This is a genomic window from Pseudomonas sp. DG56-2 (assembly GCF_004803755.1).
GTDB lineage: Bacteria > Pseudomonadota > Gammaproteobacteria > Pseudomonadales > Pseudomonadaceae > Aquipseudomonas > Aquipseudomonas auratipiscis.
On record NZ_CP032311.1, the window covers coordinates 800,967 to 817,500 of the forward strand.

Consider the following 16,534-nt stretch of genomic DNA (forward strand, 5'->3'; position numbering starts at 1 on the left):
GCCTCAAAGGTTAGGGTGCGCTTGGGCTGGACTTATTATTGGCGCAAATGGCTGAGCCGATGGTAACGGATGGGCTGGCGCCTGCAAACGGCCTCGCGCGTTTTAGCCAAAGTTTTGAATTTATTGGTCTTTTACAGCCACTGCACGCCCGATCGCTGGCACCCACAACACGGACGCGTTAGTGAAGGTCTGCTTCAGGTACGCTGTGGCGCCGAGCTATGGCGCTGGGGTTCCAATGCTGGGCGGCGTGAGCCAGTACTTCGGCTGGCGTGCCCTGCTCCATTGCTGAATCGGTGTTCTGGCCGAGGGCGCGCAAGGCACGCAGGATCAGGGGCGTGGCGTGCTCGGTAGGCAGCGGTGCAGAGCGATAGCTTTTGCCAAGCTTGTGGCCATCCGGCTGAGTAATGAGCGGTACGTGCAGGTAACGGGGTTGCGACAGACCCAGCAGTTCCTGCAGGTATAGCTGGCGCGGGGTGTTGTCCAGCAGATCTGCGCCGCGCACGATATCCGTTACTCCTTGCCAAGCGTCATCGAGCACGACCGCCAGTTGATAGGCATACAGCCCGTCGCGTCGACGTATGACGAAGTCACCAACCTCCTGCCCCAGGTGTTGTTCGAACGCCCCCTGGACACGGTCTTCGAACCGGTAGATCAACTCCGGAACACGCAGGCGAATCGCGGCATCCTGCTGTCCGTGGCCGGCATTGCGGCATAAGCCGGGATAAATGCCGTTGTAACCTTCCAGTTGTTTACGCGAACAGGTGCAGGCATAAGCCAGACCTTGGCGAAACAAGCGCTCAACCACCTCGGCATAGGCGTCGTGGCGCAGGCTTTGATAAACCACTTCTCCGTCCCATTCCAGGCCGTAGCTTTCCAGGGTGCGCAGGATCGCTGCCTGGGCGCCGGGGGCTTCGCGGGGAGGATCGATATCTTCCATGCGCAGGAGCCAGGTGCCACCGACTGCTCGGGCATCGAGCCAGGAGGCGAGGGCAGCGACCAGCGAGCCGAAGTGCAGGAATCCGCTTGGGGTGGGGGCAAAGCGCCCGATGTAGCGAGGAGTGTTCATGCTCATGAGGCAATCGATACAGCCATGAATGAAACGGGGCGCCTTGAGCGCCCCGTTCGAGTGAAATCAGGCCTTACCGACCTGTTTCTCTTTGATTTCCGCCAGGCTCTTGCAGTCGTAGCACAAGTCTGCGGTTGGGCGGGCTTCCAATCGGCGAATACCGATTTCCACGCCGCAGCTTTCACACCAGCCGTATTCTTCGTCTTCGATCAGTTGCAGGGTTTTATCGATCTTCTTGATCAGCTTGCGTTCGCGGTCGCGGTTACGCAATTCGAGGGCGAACTCTTCTTCCTGGCTGGCGCGATCGGCTGGGTCCGGGAAGTTGGCTGCCTCGTCTTTCATGTGGTCCACAGTCTTGTCTACGCCTTCCATCAGCTCCCGCTTCCAGTTCTGAAGGAGCTTGGCGAAATGTTTGCGCATGGGCTCGCCCATGTACTCCTCACCCTTTGCTTCTTTATAGGGTTCGAAGCCGCGAACGAGTTGACTACTTTGTTGCTTTTCTTGGGTGGACATGAATAGACCGCCTCTCACTCTTCTAATCCATTGCGCAGGCTGCTCCATCTCCGGCGCCCGCCGGCCCTGCGACTGCGAGCCGCCGAACTTACCAGATCGAATCGGGGCGCGCTACTCCCAGGTGTCTTCGTTGTTGACAGCAGGTTTAGCCACACGTTCGACTCGGTGCGCAGGTAGAATCATTATTCTAGACCTATTTGAGAGAAGGTTGATGGCCCACTCCTACAGTGCGCGCAGCCGCGCCATAGAACCCTTTCACGTAATGGCCCTGCTGGCTCGTGCCAACGAACTGCAAGCCAGCGGGCGTGATGTGATCCACCTGGAAATCGGCGAACCGGACTTCACCACCGCCGCACCGATCGTTGAGGCCGGTCAGGCTGCCTTGGCTGCCGGGCATACTCGCTATACCGCCGCGCGTGGCTTGCCGGCTTTGCGTGAGTCTATCTCTGGCTTTTACCAGCAGCGGTATGGATTGAGCATCGACCCCGAGCGAATTCTTGTGACCCCCGGTGGCTCCGGTGCCTTGCTGCTGGCCAGCAGCTTGCTGGTCGATCCGGGCAAACACTGGCTGCTGGCGGACCCTGGTTACCCGTGCAACCGGCACTTTCTGCGCCTGGTCGAAGGTGGCGCACAGTTGGTGCCTGTCGGTCCTGAGGTCAACTATCAGCTGACGGCCGATCTGGTTGAGCGCTATTGGGATCAGGACAGCGTTGGCGCGCTGGTGGCGTCGCCAGCCAACCCGACTGGCACCGTGCTTGATCGTACCGAGCTTGCTGGTCTATCGGCGGCGACCCGCGCCCACAATGGCCACCTGGTGGTCGATGAGATCTACCACGGTCTGACTTACGGCATGGACGCGGCCAGTGTGCTGGAAGTCGACAATGATGCCTTCGTCCTGAATAGCTTTTCCAAATATTTCGGGATGACCGGCTGGCGTCTCGGCTGGTTGGTCGCCCCGCCCGCAGCCGTAGGTGATCTGGAGAAGCTGGCGCAGAACCTGTACATCAGCGCGCCGAGCATGGCCCAACATGCCGCGCTGGCGTGTTTCCAACCGCAAACCCTGGCCATTCTGGAAGAACGCCGTGGCGAATTTGCCCGCCGTCGGGACTACCTGTTGCCAGCGCTGCGTGAACTGGGCTTCAAGATTGCCGTGGAGCCGCAAGGCGCCTTTTATCTGTATGCCGACATAAGTGCCTTTGGAGGTGATGCCTTCGCGTTCTGCCAGCACTTTCTGGAAACAGAGCATGTGGCCTTTACGCCAGGTCTGGACTTTGGCCGCTATCAAGCCGGGCATCATGTTCGCTTTGCTTACACCCAAAGCCTGCCGCGTCTTGAGGAGGCTGTAGAACGAATAGCCCGTGGATTGCGGAGCTGGCAAGGCTGATGCGATTTTCCCCAACACTCGAAACTGCCCGACTGCTGCGTCGCTATAAGCGCTTCCTGGCCGATATCGAGCTGGCCAGTGGTGAGCAGATCACCATCCACTGTCCTAATACCGGCTCAATGCTCAATTGCATGGTGGAGGGTGGGCAAGTCTGGTTCAGCCGCTCCAACGACCCCAAGCGCAAGTTGCCTGGCACCTGGGAAATCAGTGAGACCCCGCAAGGGCGCCTGGCATGTGTGAACACCGGACGGGCCAATGCGTTGGTTGAAGAGGCCCTACGTGCCGGGGTTATAAGCGAACTGGCCGGCTTTACCGGGTTGAGGCGCGAAGTTGCTTATGGCGAGGAACGCAGCCGCATCGATTTTTGCCTGGAGTATGCCGAGGGGCCCGCTTATGTCGAGGTCAAAAGCGTGACGCTCGGTTTTGACGGCTCAGCGGTGGCAGCCTTTCCCGATGCCGTGACCCAGCGCGGCGCCAAACATTTGCGCGAGCTGGCGGCGCTGGCCCGACAAGGGGTTCGTGCCGTACAGCTGTACTGTGTGAATCTCAGCGGTGTGGAGGCTGTCAGGCCGGCCGCAGAAATCGATGATGCCTATGCACAAGCTCTGCGTGCGGCGGTAGCAGAAGGCGTTGAGGTGCTGGCCTACGGCACGCGGATTGATGGTGAACAGATCTACATTGATCGGGCGCTACCGGTATTGCTCACTCAATAAGCCAGATGCCCTGGCTGTCTTCGAGGCAATCCAGGGCGTCCAGGTGTTCCCCGGCGCAGGGGCCGGCGACACATTCGCCGGACTCGATCAGAAACAGTGCTCCATGGTGACCGCATGCCAACAGGCTGCCACTGCTGTCGAGAAACTGATTGGGCTCCCAGTTCAGGGCTATTCCCCGGTGAGGGCAACGGTTGCGATACAGGTAGACCTGGCCTGTGCGGCGTACGGCAAACAACGCGCGGCCGTCGATTGTGAAGCCGCGGCTTTGACCTTCGCTCAATTGCTCGGGTAAACAAAGAAAGTGCATAACGAACGGTACCTGAATCAGTCTCGGCTTGCTGCTTGAACGCCAACAATCCTCGGATCGTTAGCGTTTGTTTATTGTGCCGGACGCTTTATACCGTGTGGCCTGGGCTGATTCCAGGCAAAAAAAAGACCCGGCAAAGTGCCGGGTCAATAACCGTGATTAGCCTGATGAGGAGATAATCTGAGAGTCCGAACCAGGGGCTTTCAGCTTATCCAACCAGTCTCGCGACCAGTTGTGATAATCATAACGATTCTCATTACGGTGTCAACTGTCCTCTTTCGAAATTCTCAATTATTTTTCTGAACAGGTTTGGCATCGAGTTGCTGGTTCAAGGCTTCCTTGCGGTCGGCCGGAATTTCATTCCAATGCACACCGAGCAAGGCGCCTTCAATCGCGTAGAGCAGCACTTTCGACGCTCGAAAGCCTCTAGTGCGTACAGCTTTGTAGGCATTTACTGCACCCAGACGACGTAGATCCGAAGCACTGTGGATGCCGACCGCATGCAACCACTGCGCAGAAGTCTTGCCTAGGTTTTTCAGATGCTGGAGTTCATCGTTCATCAAGCCTCCTTGCGACGGCTGAACGGGTCTTCAGAAGGAATCGCTGGCGGGTCAATGAGCAGTGTAGCGGCACTTCGAAAATACGCGGCGTTTTGCCATCCGTAGGCCGACAAGTAGCCACGAGCCCCCGCCAGCGCTTGGCTGGCGGGGGCTGTAGTAGAGGCGTTAGCGGGTGTTGTAGCGCAAGCGAGTGCCGAAATTGACCGACATGAGAATCTCGTCGGCGCTCAACTCAACCGGGAAATAAGTACCGGAGATTTGTGCGTGCGCCAAGCTTGCGCCTTCCAGTGGGTTTTCTCGCAGGTCCAGACCACGCAGGTCGGCGGCGCGGAAATAGGCATCGGTGAAATCGATCCCGGTGGTGTCCAGCGCACGCAAGTCGAGGCCGCGAAAATCACCGCCGCGAAAGTCGATGTGGATGTCCATGGGCTTTTCGCGGTTGAAGCTGGCGATCTGTTCGTCATGCACCAGCGCATACAGTGCGCTGTCCAATTGCCTTGGCTGATTCATGAAGGCGCCTCCCTGTTGGACTTGTGATGACACTATAGTGCCATCATTGCGGGGGCGCCTGAGTTCAGGCGGGAAGTGTCGACTGCTTCACGTCCCGAATGAATTACAGCCCAGGTAGGCGCTGGCGAATCTGTTCGACCAGCAGGTCGAGGCTTCCGCTTTCATTGGTTTCGACGCGTTTGCTTTGCAGCAGCTCTTCGGCGCTCAGCGGGTCGCGGCTGGCTTGCTGGGCTTGTACGACTTCCAGGGTCGCATCGGACGGGTCGTCGTTGTCCGCCTGACGCTGTGCCAACCAGCTGGCGATCACTGCCTGAGGTGCGTTGCAGTCAATAATCAGAAACGGCACGCCGGTTTCGCTGGCCACGTGGGCTGCAGCGCGACGTTGATCCTGCTTGAGGTAAGTGGCGTCAATGACCACCGGGAAGCCGGCGCGCAGCACGGTCTCGGCCAATTGGTGCAAGCGCTGGTAGGTGGCGTGGCTGGCGTCTTCGCTATAAATGCCGGCCTTCAGTTGGCCTGCGCTGTCGCTTGCCTGTTCACCATACATGCGCTTGCGTTCCACGTCCGAGCGCAGGCGAATGGCGCCCAGTGCGTCGACCAGACGCATGGCTACGTGACTTTTGCCAACGGCAGAAACACCATGGGTGATAGCCAGGAAGCGTGAAGGAATAGCGCTGTAGCTTTCTGCCAGGTTGGCGTAGTTGCGGTAGGTGCGCAGAGTCGTGGCGCGTGCTACGGCATCGGCTCCGCTTGGCATGCTGAACAAAGCGACCTTGGCCCGCACCAGCGCACGGTAGGCTTTGTAGAAATTCAGCAGTTCCAGGCCCGCATAGTCACCCGTCAGTTCCAGATACTGGCTGATAAAGCGGCGCGACAGAGACTTCAGGCCGCGGTCTTCCAGGTCCATTGCCAGAAACGCAGCATCGGCATAGACGTCGGTCAGGCGGAAGGGCTCGTTGAACTCGATGCAATCGAAGATCACCACCTTGCCGTCGATCAGGGTGGCGTTGCCCAAGTGAATATCACCGTGACACTCGCGAATGAACCCTTCAGCCTTGCGCGCTTCGAGCAGGCCGTGCAGGCGCTTGAAGCTGTCCTGTGCCCAGGCTTGCAGCGCATCGAGTTGCAGCAGATCGGCCTTGTCGCTCAGGAATGGCCGGATCTGCTCGAAGTTCTGTTCCACCGGCATCATCACGCTGTCTGGCGTGCCCAGCGGATGCTCCTCTGCAACCTTGGGGGCGCTCAGGTGGAACTCGGCGATCTGCCGGGCCATCTGGTCGATGTGTGCGGCGGTCAGTTCACCATTGGCCTGAAGGGTGCTGAGCATCTGCTCCTGAGGGAACTGGCGCATCTTCAGGACGTACTCGATCGGTTCGCCCTCGCCGCCCAGTTGCGGCGCCTCGGCACTTCCGCAGATCGGCAACACTTCCAGATACAAACCTTCGGTCAGGCGCTGGTTGAGGCGCAGTTCCTCGGCACAGAAGTGCGCGCGCTGGGACAGCTCGGTAAAGTCGAGAAAGCCGAAGTTCATTGGCTTCTTGATCTTGTAGGCATAGTCGCCAGTCAGCAGCACCCAGGAGATATGCGTCTCGATGAGCTGGAACTCTCTCACCGGGTGAGGGAACAGGGCGGGATTCTGTAGCGCGGTGATCAAAGCTTGGCTCACGGGCGATCCTTCTGGGTCTTGGTGATTTCGAGTGGGCCATTATGGCGGCTAGCGAGGCTGGTGCAAACCGCCGGAGGGCGTCTGTCGATGATCAATAAAGTGCGTATAATCCGCCGCCATGACTCGAACCCGATCCCCCCGTACCCCGAAAAAACGTCCGTCTGGCCGCTCCCGTGCCTGGCTGGGCTGGGCCATCAAGCTCAGCCTGGTTGGTCTTGTGGTGCTGGCCGGCGTCGCGATCTACCTCGATGCAGTGGTCCAGGAGAAGTTCTCCGGCAAGCGCTGGACGATCCCGGCCAAGGTTTACGCACGGCCATTGGAACTGTTCGTCGGACAGAAGCTGAGCAGAAACGACTTTCTCATCGAACTCGATGCGCTGGGCTATCGCCGCGAAAGCGTGGCCAATGGTCCAGGCGCGGCTGCTGTCAACGGCAACACCGTTGATCTCAATACCCGCGGTTTCCAGTTCTATGAAGGCATGGAGCAGGCGCAAGCGGTGCGTGTGCGCTTCTCTGGCGACTACGTTGCCGGGCTAAGCTCGATCAATGGCTCCAAGCTCGACGTAGTTCGGCTGGAACCGTTGATGATCGGTGGCCTGTATCCCAAGAACCTGGAAGATCGCATTCTGATCAAGCTCGATCAGGTGCCGCCGTATCTTCTGGAAACCCTGGTTGCCGTTGAAGACCGCGACTTCTATAGCCACTTCGGCGTATCGCCGAAGTCGATCGCCCGTGCGGTCTGGGTCAACACTTCGTCGGGTGCGATGCGCCAGGGCGGCAGTACCCTGACGCAACAGTTGGTGAAGAACTTTTACCTGACCAACGAACGCAGCCTGAGCCGCAAGCTTACCGAGGCCATGATGGCCCTGCTGCTCGAGCTGCACTACGACAAGCGCGAGATCCTCGAGGCCTATCTCAATGAGGTGTTCGTCGGCCAGGATGGTCAGCGGGCGGTGCATGGTTTCGGTCTGGCCAGTCAGTTCTTCTTCAGTCAGCCGCTGTCCGAATTGAAGTTGCATCAGGTGGCGTTGCTGGTGGGCATGGTCAAGGGGCCTTCCTACTACAACCCGCGCCGTTACCCGGAGCGTGCAACGGTACGGCGTAACCTGGTACTGGATCTGTTGGCCGAGCAGGGCGTAGCCACGCCTGAAGCCGTCGCTGCTGCGAAGAAAATGCCACTGGGTGTGACTAAGCGTGGAAGCCTGGCCGACAGTTCGTTCCCGGGTTTCCTCGATCTGGTCAAGCGCCAGTTGCGCCAGGACTATCGAGACGAAGACTTGACTGAAGAAGGCCTGCGCATCTTCACCAGTTTCGACCCGATCCTGCAGATGAAGTCCGAATCGGCCATGGCTGACACCTTCAAGCGCCTGGCAGGTCGCAAAGGTGCGGATGAAGTCGAAGCTGCTATGGTTGTGACCAACCCTGAAACCGGTGAGGTACAGGCGTTGATCGGTAGTCGCCAGGCAGGTTTTGCCGGTTTCAACCGGGCCATTGACGCCGTGCGGCCGATCGGCTCGCTGGTCAAGCCTGCGGTTTACCTGACGGCCCTGGAAAAGCCGAGCAAGTACACGCTTACCAGTTGGGTGCAAGATGAGCCGTTCTCGGTGAAAGGCGCAGATGGCCAGGTATGGCGACCGCAGAACTACGATCGCCGCTCCCATGGCACCATTTATCTGTACCAGGGCCTGGCTAACTCCTACAACTTGTCGACCGCCAAGCTTGGTCTGGAACTGGGCGTGCCGAATGTGCTCAAAACCATTGGTCGCCTGGGTGTAAATGTCGATTGGCCGGCGTACCCATCGATGATGCTGGGAGCTGGAGGCATGTCGCCAATGCAGGTCGCAACCATGTACCAGACCCTAGCCAACGGTGGTTTCAATACACCGATGCGCGGCATTCGCAGTGTACTGACCGCCGAAGGCGAGCCGCTCAAGCGATACCCGTTCCAAATCCAGCAGACCTTCGATCCGGGGGCCATCTACCTGGTCCAGAACGCCATGCAGCGCGTCATGCGCGAAGGTACCGGACGTTCGGTCTACAGCGTGCTGCCAAGTTCGCTGAATCTGGCGGGCAAGACCGGCACCAGTAACGATTCACGTGACAGCTGGTTTGCAGGTTTCAGCCAGGATCTGCTGGCGGTGGTCTGGCTTGGCCGTGATGACAATGGCAAGACGCCATTCACCGGTGCCACGGGTGCACTGCAGGTCTGGACCAGCTTCATGCGCAAGGCCGACCCCTTGCCGCTGGATATGCCGTTGCCTGACAACGTGGTGCAAGCCTGGATCGATCCACATTCCGGGCAGGGTTCCGACAGCAGTTGCCCAGGCGCAGTACAGATGCCGTATATTCGCGGCAGTGAGCCGCCTGCTGGTGCCCCTTGTGGCGGCACGCAGGACCCCGCCGAGTCTGTAATGGACTGGGTTAAAGGCTGGATGAATTAAGCACTAGCAAAGAGGGTGTGAAGTGAACAAGTGGTTGTTTCCTGCCTTGACGGCACTGGCTTTGCTCAACGGTTGCGCCAGCGTACAACGCGGCTCAATTCCCGTGGTCGATTCGAGCACGCGCGTCTCCAACGGTGAGCGGGTCACGGCCAACCGTGGCGCTCCGGTAAATGCTGGCTCTCGCCAGGCCCAGGCCGTGCCGCAGGATTCCGGCGTCACTGTCATGGTTCCGCAAGGTGCCGGCGCAGCGCCGATTCAAACATTCCCAGCATCTACAGCGCCGGCCTCGATCAGTACTGGCCCGATCACACCGGGGCCAAGCAGTTCGGCACCGTTTGACAGTGGTTCGACCAATGCCGGTAGCTATGTCATGCCCAGCACTACGGCACCCAGCGCTCCTAGCGGCATTCCGCGCAGTGCAGCTGCCAGCGGTGGCTTGTCGGCTGACGAGCAGCTTGATGGCCCTGTCCTAGCGCTGCTTACCACCGCTCAGCAACAGCAAGGCAGTGGTGATTACAATGGCGCATCCTCGAGCCTTGAGCGTGCCCAGCGTATTGCTCCGCGCGAGCCACAAGTGCTTTACCGTCTGGCCCAGGTGCGTTTGGCGCAGGGAGACGCTGCCCAGTCCGAGCAATTGGCTCGTCGGGCGCTGACTTACGCCAATGGTCGCCCGGACCTGCAAGCAGGGCTTTGGGGAATTATTGCGCAGGCGCGTGAAAAACAGGGGGATTCGGCCGGTGCAGCATTGGCACGGCAGAAAGCCCAGGTGAATCTGTAATGGACCCGCGCATCCTCGATATTGCCGATCACCTGCTGTTGATCGAACACGAACTGCGCAATCAGGGCTGGTGGAGCGATGTATCCCCCAGCGCTCAGGCGTTGGCCAGCACTGTGCCTTTTGCCGTCGATAGCATGAACTTCGATCAGTGGTTGCAGTGGATTTTCCTGCCGAAAATGAAAGAGATCCTCGAGCGCGGCCTGGCGCTACCCAGTGCCTCCGGCATTCTGGTCATGGCTGAAACGGTTTATATCGATCGCCCGGACGAAAGCCGCGAGCTACGCAGGCTGCTAGCAGAGTTTGACCAATTGATCAGTCCATCTGCCTGAATTTCCCTCTTTTCCCCCTTGGAGCCACAGATTGTGGCTCTTTTTGTTTGTATTCTTTGCTTTTCTGCTGCGCTAGCCGAAATTAGTGGTGGCAGTGCTTAGTCCTCGCTAAAAATTGGCAATAATTTTTCTTGACTTGCGAGCGCCGAAAAATAAGAATCCAGATTCCGCTGTAGAGGGACTGCCAGAAGCAGACCCGCTAAGCAGATCATGAGGCGCACACCCGCGCCGACCTGTTACACCCCGCAACGCGTTACCTCGCGCTGGGTGGGAAAACCCCGCAACACTCTGGGGCGCTCCCAATACTTGCTCAGTCAGTGCTGACGTAGTCGGCGATTCCGTCGCTCATGCTCTGCTTGGCAGTAAACCTATTAAGACCCGTCCACCGTGGGCGGTATTCTGGCGTTTTAGAGGTGAACAACGTGGAGCTTTTATCTGGCGCTGAGATGGTCGTCCGCTTTTTGCGTGACGAAGGCGTTAAGCACATCTATGGGTACCCTGGTGGTGCTCTCCTGCATGTTTACGATGCCCTGTTCAAAGAGCCGGAAGTGAATCACATCCTGGTTCGTCACGAGCAGGCAGCAACCCATATGGCGGACGGCTATGCCCGTGCTACCGGCAAGGCCGGCGTGGTACTGGTAACTTCCGGCCCAGGCGCGACCAATGCCATTACGGGTATTGCCACCGCGTACATGGACTCCATTCCGATGGTCATTCTGTCCGGTCAGGTGCCTAGCACTATGGTCGGTACCGACGCCTTCCAGGAAACCGACATGATCGGTATTTCCCGGCCGATCGTGAAACACAGCTTCATGATCAAGCATGCTTCGGAAATCCCGGAGATCATGAAAAAGGCGTTTTATCTCGCCCAGTCGGGTCGTCCAGGCCCGGTGGTCGTCGATATCCCGAAAGACATGACCAATCCGGCAGAGAAGTTCGAGTACGTTTACCCGAAAAAGGTCAAGCTGCGCTCCTACAGCCCAGCCGTTCGTGGTCACTCGGGTCAAATCCGCAAGGCCGCGGAAATGCTGTTGGCGGCCAAGCGCCCGGTGGTTTACGCCGGTGGCGGCGTGATTCTCGGTGGTGGCTCTGCTGCCCTGACCGAAGTTGCGCAAATGCTCAATCTGCCGGTTACCAATACCTTGATGGGCCTGGGTGGCTATCCGGGTACCGATCGCCAGTTCCTCGGCATGCTGGGTATGCACGGCAGCTACACCGCGAACCTCGCCATGCACCACGCCGATGTGATTTTTGCGGTGGGTGCACGCTTTGACGACCGCGTTGTCAACGGCCCAGCCAAGTTCTGCCCGAACGCCAAGGTTATCCACATCGATATCGACCCGGCGTCGATCTCCAAGACCATCAAGGCCGACGTGCCGATTGTGGGTCCGGTCGATAGCGTGCTGACCGAAATGGTCGCCATCTTGCGCGAAATTGGCGAGCAGCCGGAAAAAGCTGCCATGGATGCCTGGTGGAAGCAGATCGAAGAGTGGCGTGGTGACCGCGACATGTTCCCTTATGAAAAGGGCGACGGTAATGTCATCAAGCCGCAGACGGTGATCGAGACCTTGTGTGAAGTGACCAAAGGCGATGCCTTCGTTACCTCGGACGTCGGTCAGCACCAGATGTTCGCAGCGCAGTACTACCGCTTCAACAAGCCTAATCGCTGGATCAACTCCGGTGGCCTGGGCACCATGGGCTTCGGTTTCCCGGCGGCCATGGGTATCAAGCTGAACTTCCCGGATCAGGACGTTGCCTGTGTGACCGGTGAAGGCAGTATCCAGATGAACATTCAGGAGCTGTCGACCTGCCTGCAGTACGACCTGCCGGTAAAAATCGTCAACCTGAACAACGGCGTATTGGGTATGGTCCGCCAGTGGCAGGACATGGCCTACAACAGCCGTCATTCGCACTCCTATATGGAATCGCTGCCTGACTTCGTCAAGCTGGCTGAAGCCTATGGTCACGTGGGCATTCGCATCACCAGCCTGAAGGATCTCAAGCCCAAGCTCGAAGAAGCGTTCGCCATGAAAGACCGCCTGGTGTTTATCGACATCCAGGTCGACAACAGCGAACACGTCTACCCGATGCAGATCAAAGACGGCTCTATGCGCGACATGTGGCTGAGCAAGACGGAGCGTACCTAATCATGCGGCACATTATTTCCCTGCTGTTGGAAAACGAACCCGGTGCCCTGTCTCGCGTCGTTGGTCTGTTCTCGCAGCGTAACTACAACATCGAAAGCCTGACTGTAGCGCCTACCGAAGACCCGACCTTGTCGCGTCTGACGTTGACCACAGTCGGTCATGATGAGGTGATCGAGCAGATCACCAAAAACCTGAACAAGCTGGTTGAAGTCGTCAAGCTGGTCGACCTCTCGGAAAGCGCGCACATCGAACGTGAACTGATGCTGGTAAAGATCAAGGCCACGGGTGCACAGCGCGCCGAGATCAAGCGCACCACCGATATCTATCGTGGGCAGATCGTCGATGTCAGCAGCAGCGTCTACACCGTGCAGTTGACTGGCGCCAGCGACAAGCTTGACAGCTTTATTCAGGCCATCGGTACCGCGTCCATTCTCGAAACAGTGCGCAGTGGCGTCACCGGCATTGCCCGTGGCGACAAAGTGCTCAGCATCTAAATCAAAAAATTAGCTATGGCCTTATCGGGCCGAGATAACAGGGGTATTTCATGAAAGTTTATTACGATAAAGACTGCGACCTTTCGATCATCCAGGGCAAAAAAGTTGCCATCATCGGTTACGGCTCCCAAGGCCACGCGCAAGCGTGCAACCTGAAAGACTCCGGTGTGGATGTCACTGTCGGTCTGCGTAAAGGCTCTGCTACCGTTGCCAAGGCCGAAGCTCACGGTCTGAAAGTTGCTGATGTTGCAACTGCTGTTGCCGGTGCCGACCTGGTCATGATCCTGACCCCGGACGAGTTCCAATCCCAGCTGTACAAGAACGAAGTCGAGCCGAACATCAAGAAGGGCGCCATCCTGGCCTTCTCCCACGGTTTCGCCATTCACTACAACCAGGTTGTGCCACGCGCTGACCTGGACGTGATCATGATCGCGCCAAAAGCGCCAGGTCACACTGTGCGTTCCGAGTTCGTCAAAGGTGGCGGTATCCCTGACCTGATCGCTGTCTATCAGGATGCTTCGGGCAACGCCAAGAACGTAGCGCTGTCGTACGCTGCAGGTGTTGGTGGCGGTCGTACCGGCATCATCGAAACCACCTTCAAGGACGAGACTGAAACCGACCTGTTCGGCGAACAAGCCGTACTGTGCGGTGGTACCGTTGAGCTGGTCAAAGCTGGTTTCGAAACGCTGGTTGAAGCTGGCTACGCGCCAGAAATGGCCTACTTCGAATGCCTGCACGAACTGAAGCTGATCGTTGACCTCATGTACGAAGGCGGTATCGCCAACATGAACTACTCGATCTCCAACAACGCCGAATACGGCGAGTACGTAACCGGCCCTGAAGTTATCAACGCCGAATCCCGCCAGGCCATGCGCAACGCTCTGAAGCGCATCCAGGACGGCGAATACGCCAAGATGTTCATCAGCGAAGGTGCTACTGGCTACCCATCGATGACCGCCAAGCGCCGTAACAACGCCGCTCACGGCATCGAAGTCATCGGCGAGCAGCTGCGCTCGATGATGCCTTGGATCGGTGCTAACAAAATCGTCGACAAGGCCAAGAACTAATCTTGTCCTGATGCGATGAAAACGCGGCTTCGGCCGCGTTTTTTCGTTTAGACGGTCAGCTTCTGGTATAAAGCTTCATCGTCTGCTGTCGAACCCTCGTCGCAGACATCTGTCGAAACTTTCCACACCGTTGCAAGGTAATGTCCATGAGCGAACGTCCCGAAGAGCCGAACAAGGCCTCTGACGCCGAAAGCCTGCTACCGATCGATGAGCATGTTGAAGAAGGGCATGACGCCGAAGGACGCAAGGTTCGGCATCGCGGCATCTATCTACTGCCCAACCTGTTCACCACCGCGAACCTGTTCGCCGGTTTTTACTCCATCATCAACTCCATGAGTGCCCAGGCTGCCCTGAGTGCTGGTGATCCACGCGAAGCGAGTAAGTATTTTGCGTTTGCCGCTATCGCAATCTTCGTCGCCATGGTGCTCGACGGCCTTGATGGTCGCGTTGCCCGCATGACCAACACCCAAAGTGCCTTCGGCGCCGAGTACGACTCGCTGTCGGACATGGTCGCGTTCGGGGTTGCTCCAGCATTGCTGGCATTCGGCTGGGCGCTGGGTGACATGGGCAAGGTCGGCTGGATGGTTGCCTTCATCTATGTTGCGGGTGCGGCGCTTCGACTGGCTCGCTTCAACACCCAGGTGGGTAAGGCCGACAAGCGCTACTTTATCGGTCTGGCCAGTCCGGCTGCAGCCGGCGTGGTCGCGGGCACTGTATGGGCTTTCAGCGACTACGGTATCCAGGGCTCCAAGTTGTCGTTCCTGGTTGCACTGCTGGTTGCGGCGGCAGGCATGCTGATGGTCAGCAATATTAAGTACAACAGCTTCAAGGAGCTGGATCTCAAGGGGCGTGTACCGTTCGTAGCGATCCTGGCAGTGGTGCTGGTGTTCGCTGTAGTCTTCAGTGATCCACCGCGCATTCTGCTGCTGGTGTTCCTTGGCTATGCGGCATCCGGCCCGGTGCAGTACTTGCTGCGTATTCGTCGCCGGAAAAACATCGAGTGATGTAATTTCGCTCTGGCTCCGTAGTCTACTGGTGCATCAGTCCTCCAGTTCTACGGAGCCTTCATGCTTATCAAACTGTCCAAAGCATCTGCTTGCAAAGAGGCGGATGTCACTTCTGAATCTCTTTATGTATCGCGCCGCGCCATGCTGGGTGGGTCGCTGGCTGCCCTGGCAGTAACTGCGTTGCCGCGCTGGGCGGGAGCTGCGCAAATGTCGCGATACGCTGACGTCGAGGCGGGCAGGGCGCCCGGCTGGTTCAACGAAAAGCTTGCCGCAACGCAATGGCAAGCCGTCACTGCGCCGGGGGAGGCCATTACCCCATTCAAGGACTCGACTCACTACAACAACTTCTACGAGTTCGGTACGGATAAAGGTGACCCTGCTGCGAATGCCGGCAGCCTGAAAACCGAGCCTTGGACCGTGGTGGTCGATGGTGAAGTCGGTAAGCCTGGGCGATATGCCCTCGAGGACTTCATGAAGCCCTACCAGCTTGAGGAGCGAATCTATCGTTTGCGCTGCGTCGAGGCCTGGTCGATGGTCATACCTTGGCTCGGCTTTCCACTTTCGGCGTTGCTCAAACAGGTGGAGCCAACCTCGAAGGCTCGTTTCATTCGGTTTGAAACGCTGCAGGATCCCAAAACCATGCCGGGACAACGCTCCAGCTTCGCCCTGATCGACTGGCCTTATATAGAGGGCTTGCGTATGGATGAGGCGATGAATCCGTTGGCAATTCTGGCGGTGGGTATGTATGGGCGAGAGCTACCCAATCAGAATGGTGCGCCGCTGCGCTTGGTGGTGCCGTGGAAATACGGCTTCAAGAGTATCAAGTCGATTGTTCGCATCAGCCTTGTCGAGCAACAGCCGCATACAACCTGGCAAGCAATTGCGCCCGAAGAGTATGGCTTCTATGCCAACGTCAATCCCGAGGTCGATCACCCGCGCTGGACCCAGGCGCGAGAGAGACGTCTGCCAAGTGGATTGTTCAGTCCCAATGTGCGACCTACGCAGATGTTCAACGGTTACGCCGAGGAAGTGGCGGGTTTGTACAGTGGGCTCGACCTGCGGAAGAACTATTGATGCGCTACCCACTGTTTCGTTTCGGTATCTTCGTCCTGGGTAGTATTTGGCCACTTTGGTGGCTGTACGAGGCTGTCATGAACGCGCTGGGGCCAGACCCGGGAAAAATCCTGGTTGATCGATTGGGGCTGGGGGCGTTGATCTTCCTTCTGATTACCTTGGGCATGACGCCGTTGCAGCGTCTGACGGGGTGGGCGGGGTGGATCGTTTCGCGTCGACAGCTAGGGTTGTGGTGCTTCGCTTATATCGTGCTGCACATCACTTCCTATCTGGTTTTCATTCTGGGATTGGACTGGGGGCAGTTGGGGGTAGAGCTGAGCAAGCGTCCTTACATTATTGTGGGGGCGTTGGGGTTTATAGGTCTGCTCGCTTTGGCGCTGACGTCCAATCGCTTTAGTCAGCGGCGCTTGGGCGCACGCTGGAAGAAGTTGCATAAACTGGTCTACGTGATTCTTGCGCTGGGTTTATTGCACTTTCTC

The 16,534-nt window shown here is 58.1% G+C and carries 17 protein-coding genes (1 of these 17 running past the window's edge); 11 read left to right on the top strand and 6 right to left on the bottom strand.

Translation table 11 applies throughout. The features are described from left to right. Nucleotides 1–178 precede the first annotated feature (178 nt). Nucleotides 179–1,066: a tRNA glutamyl-Q(34) synthetase GluQRS gene (gene gluQRS, locus D3Z90_RS03705; RefSeq protein WP_136478871.1), complete on the bottom strand. Its 888-nt coding sequence runs from the start codon at nucleotides 1,064–1,066 to the stop codon at nucleotides 179–181. 66 nt (nucleotides 1,067–1,132) lie between these two features. After that, nucleotides 1,133–1,579, bottom strand: coding sequence for an RNA polymerase-binding protein DksA (gene dksA / locus D3Z90_RS03710; protein ID WP_136474461.1), 447 nt, complete (start codon nucleotides 1,577–1,579; stop codon nucleotides 1,133–1,135). A 211-nt stretch (nucleotides 1,580–1,790) separates the two neighbouring features. Between dksA and D3Z90_RS03715 the strand changes: the two genes are divergently transcribed. Next, nucleotides 1,791–2,963 carry a pyridoxal phosphate-dependent aminotransferase gene (locus tag D3Z90_RS03715; protein ID WP_136474462.1) on the top strand — a complete coding sequence of 391 codons (1,173 nt, stop codon included), beginning with the start codon at nucleotides 1,791–1,793 and terminating at the stop codon, nucleotides 2,961–2,963. Beyond that, the gene (gene sfsA, locus D3Z90_RS03720) at nucleotides 2,963–3,676 is read left to right on the top strand and encodes a DNA/RNA nuclease SfsA (protein ID WP_136474463.1); all 714 of its coding nucleotides are present in this window, start codon (nucleotides 2,963–2,965) and stop codon (nucleotides 3,674–3,676) included. Before D3Z90_RS03715 ends, sfsA begins: the two co-directional genes overlap by 1 nt. On the opposite strand, the gene D3Z90_RS03725 is transcribed toward sfsA, so the two are convergent. The 4 genes from D3Z90_RS03725 to D3Z90_RS03740 form a co-directional block, all read right to left on the bottom strand. Continuing rightward, nucleotides 3,666–3,983: a Rieske (2Fe-2S) protein gene (locus tag D3Z90_RS03725; RefSeq protein WP_136474464.1), complete on the bottom strand. Its 318-nt coding sequence runs from the start codon at nucleotides 3,981–3,983 to the stop codon at nucleotides 3,666–3,668. The two genes, sfsA and D3Z90_RS03725, sit on opposite strands and share 11 nt — an antisense overlap. A 287-nt stretch (nucleotides 3,984–4,270) precedes the next feature. Next, nucleotides 4,271–4,543 carry a TfoX/Sxy family protein gene (locus tag D3Z90_RS03730; RefSeq protein WP_136474465.1) on the bottom strand — a complete coding sequence of 91 codons (273 nt, stop codon included), beginning with the start codon at nucleotides 4,541–4,543 and terminating at the stop codon, nucleotides 4,271–4,273. Nucleotides 4,544–4,708: 165 nt separating this feature from the next. Then, entirely contained in the window at nucleotides 4,709–5,053 is a 345-nt protein-coding gene (locus D3Z90_RS03735; RefSeq protein ID WP_136474466.1) for a pentapeptide repeat-containing protein, read from the bottom strand. Between the two features lie 103 nt (nucleotides 5,054–5,156). Further along, complete coding sequence (locus D3Z90_RS03740; RefSeq protein WP_136474467.1) at nucleotides 5,157–6,719, bottom strand: bifunctional aminoglycoside phosphotransferase/ATP-binding protein; 1,563 nt, start codon at nucleotides 6,717–6,719, stop codon at nucleotides 5,157–5,159. Between the two features lie 118 nt (nucleotides 6,720–6,837). Between D3Z90_RS03740 and mrcB the strand changes: the two genes are divergently transcribed. The 9 genes from mrcB to msrQ all read left to right on the top strand — a co-directional run. Beyond that, entirely contained in the window at nucleotides 6,838–9,159 is a 2,322-nt protein-coding gene (mrcB, locus tag D3Z90_RS03745; protein ID WP_136474468.1) for a penicillin-binding protein 1B, read from the top strand. 22 nt (nucleotides 9,160–9,181) lie between these two features. Further along, nucleotides 9,182–9,937, top strand: coding sequence for a tetratricopeptide repeat protein (locus D3Z90_RS03750; RefSeq protein WP_136474469.1), 756 nt, complete (start codon nucleotides 9,182–9,184; stop codon nucleotides 9,935–9,937). Beyond that, a complete protein-coding gene (locus D3Z90_RS03755; RefSeq protein WP_136474470.1) occupies nucleotides 9,937–10,266 on the top strand; it encodes a YqcC family protein in 330 nt (109 codons plus the stop codon). The genes D3Z90_RS03750 and D3Z90_RS03755 overlap by 1 nt, the downstream gene beginning before the upstream one ends. 422 nt (nucleotides 10,267–10,688) lie before the next feature. Beyond that, nucleotides 10,689–12,413, top strand: coding sequence for an acetolactate synthase 3 large subunit (locus D3Z90_RS03760; protein WP_136474471.1), 1,725 nt, complete (start codon nucleotides 10,689–10,691; stop codon nucleotides 12,411–12,413). A 2-nt stretch (nucleotides 12,414–12,415) separates the two neighbouring features. Next, the gene (gene ilvN, locus D3Z90_RS03765) at nucleotides 12,416–12,907 is read left to right on the top strand and encodes an acetolactate synthase small subunit (RefSeq protein ID WP_010223016.1); all 492 of its coding nucleotides are present in this window, start codon (nucleotides 12,416–12,418) and stop codon (nucleotides 12,905–12,907) included. Between the two features lie 50 nt (nucleotides 12,908–12,957). After that, complete coding sequence (gene ilvC / locus D3Z90_RS03770; RefSeq protein WP_136474472.1) at nucleotides 12,958–13,974, top strand: ketol-acid reductoisomerase; 1,017 nt, start codon at nucleotides 12,958–12,960, stop codon at nucleotides 13,972–13,974. A gap of 146 nt (nucleotides 13,975–14,120) precedes the next feature. Continuing rightward, entirely contained in the window at nucleotides 14,121–14,978 is an 858-nt protein-coding gene (pssA, locus tag D3Z90_RS03775; RefSeq protein WP_133216259.1) for a CDP-diacylglycerol--serine O-phosphatidyltransferase, read from the top strand. Nucleotides 14,979–15,041: 63 nt separating this feature from the next. Further along, nucleotides 15,042–16,055 (top strand): protein-methionine-sulfoxide reductase catalytic subunit MsrP, encoded by a 1,014-nt coding sequence (gene msrP, locus D3Z90_RS03780; protein ID WP_136474473.1) that lies wholly within the window; start codon nucleotides 15,042–15,044, stop codon nucleotides 16,053–16,055. Continuing rightward, nucleotides 16,055–16,534: the 5' portion of a protein-methionine-sulfoxide reductase heme-binding subunit MsrQ gene (gene msrQ, locus D3Z90_RS03785; RefSeq protein ID WP_136474474.1), read on the top strand. It continues 141 nt past the right edge of the window; only the first 480 of its 621 coding nucleotides appear in the window; its start codon is at nucleotides 16,055–16,057; its stop codon lies beyond the right edge, outside the window. Before msrP ends, msrQ begins: the two co-directional genes overlap by 1 nt.

Excerpts from the sequence above, each read along its gene's own strand:
- msrP (WP_136474473.1), top strand. The coding sequence starts at position 15,042 with ATGCTTATCAAACTGTCCAAAGCATCTGCTTGCAAAGAGGCGGATGTC.
- gluQRS (WP_136478871.1), bottom strand. The coding sequence starts at position 1,066 with ATGAACACTCCTCGCTACATCGGGCGCTTTGCCCCCACCCCAAGCGGA.
- D3Z90_RS03725 (WP_136474464.1), bottom strand. The coding sequence starts at position 3,983 with ATGCACTTTCTTTGTTTACCCGAGCAATTGAGCGAAGGTCAAAGCCGC.
- D3Z90_RS03755 (WP_136474470.1), top strand. The coding sequence starts at position 9,937 with ATGGACCCGCGCATCCTCGATATTGCCGATCACCTGCTGTTGATCGAA.
- D3Z90_RS03715 (WP_136474462.1), top strand. The coding sequence starts at position 1,791 with ATGGCCCACTCCTACAGTGCGCGCAGCCGCGCCATAGAACCCTTTCAC.
- ilvC (WP_136474472.1), top strand. The coding sequence starts at position 12,958 with ATGAAAGTTTATTACGATAAAGACTGCGACCTTTCGATCATCCAGGGC.
- D3Z90_RS03735 (WP_136474466.1), bottom strand. The coding sequence starts at position 5,053 with ATGAATCAGCCAAGGCAATTGGACAGCGCACTGTATGCGCTGGTGCAT.
- mrcB (WP_136474468.1), top strand. The coding sequence starts at position 6,838 with ATGACTCGAACCCGATCCCCCCGTACCCCGAAAAAACGTCCGTCTGGC.
- ilvN (WP_010223016.1), top strand. The coding sequence starts at position 12,416 with ATGCGGCACATTATTTCCCTGCTGTTGGAAAACGAACCCGGTGCCCTG.
- sfsA (WP_136474463.1), top strand. The coding sequence starts at position 2,963 with ATGCGATTTTCCCCAACACTCGAAACTGCCCGACTGCTGCGTCGCTAT.
- pssA (WP_133216259.1), top strand. The coding sequence starts at position 14,121 with ATGAGCGAACGTCCCGAAGAGCCGAACAAGGCCTCTGACGCCGAAAGC.
- D3Z90_RS03730 (WP_136474465.1), bottom strand. The coding sequence starts at position 4,543 with ATGAACGATGAACTCCAGCATCTGAAAAACCTAGGCAAGACTTCTGCG.
- dksA (WP_136474461.1), bottom strand. The coding sequence starts at position 1,579 with ATGTCCACCCAAGAAAAGCAACAAAGTAGTCAACTCGTTCGCGGCTTC.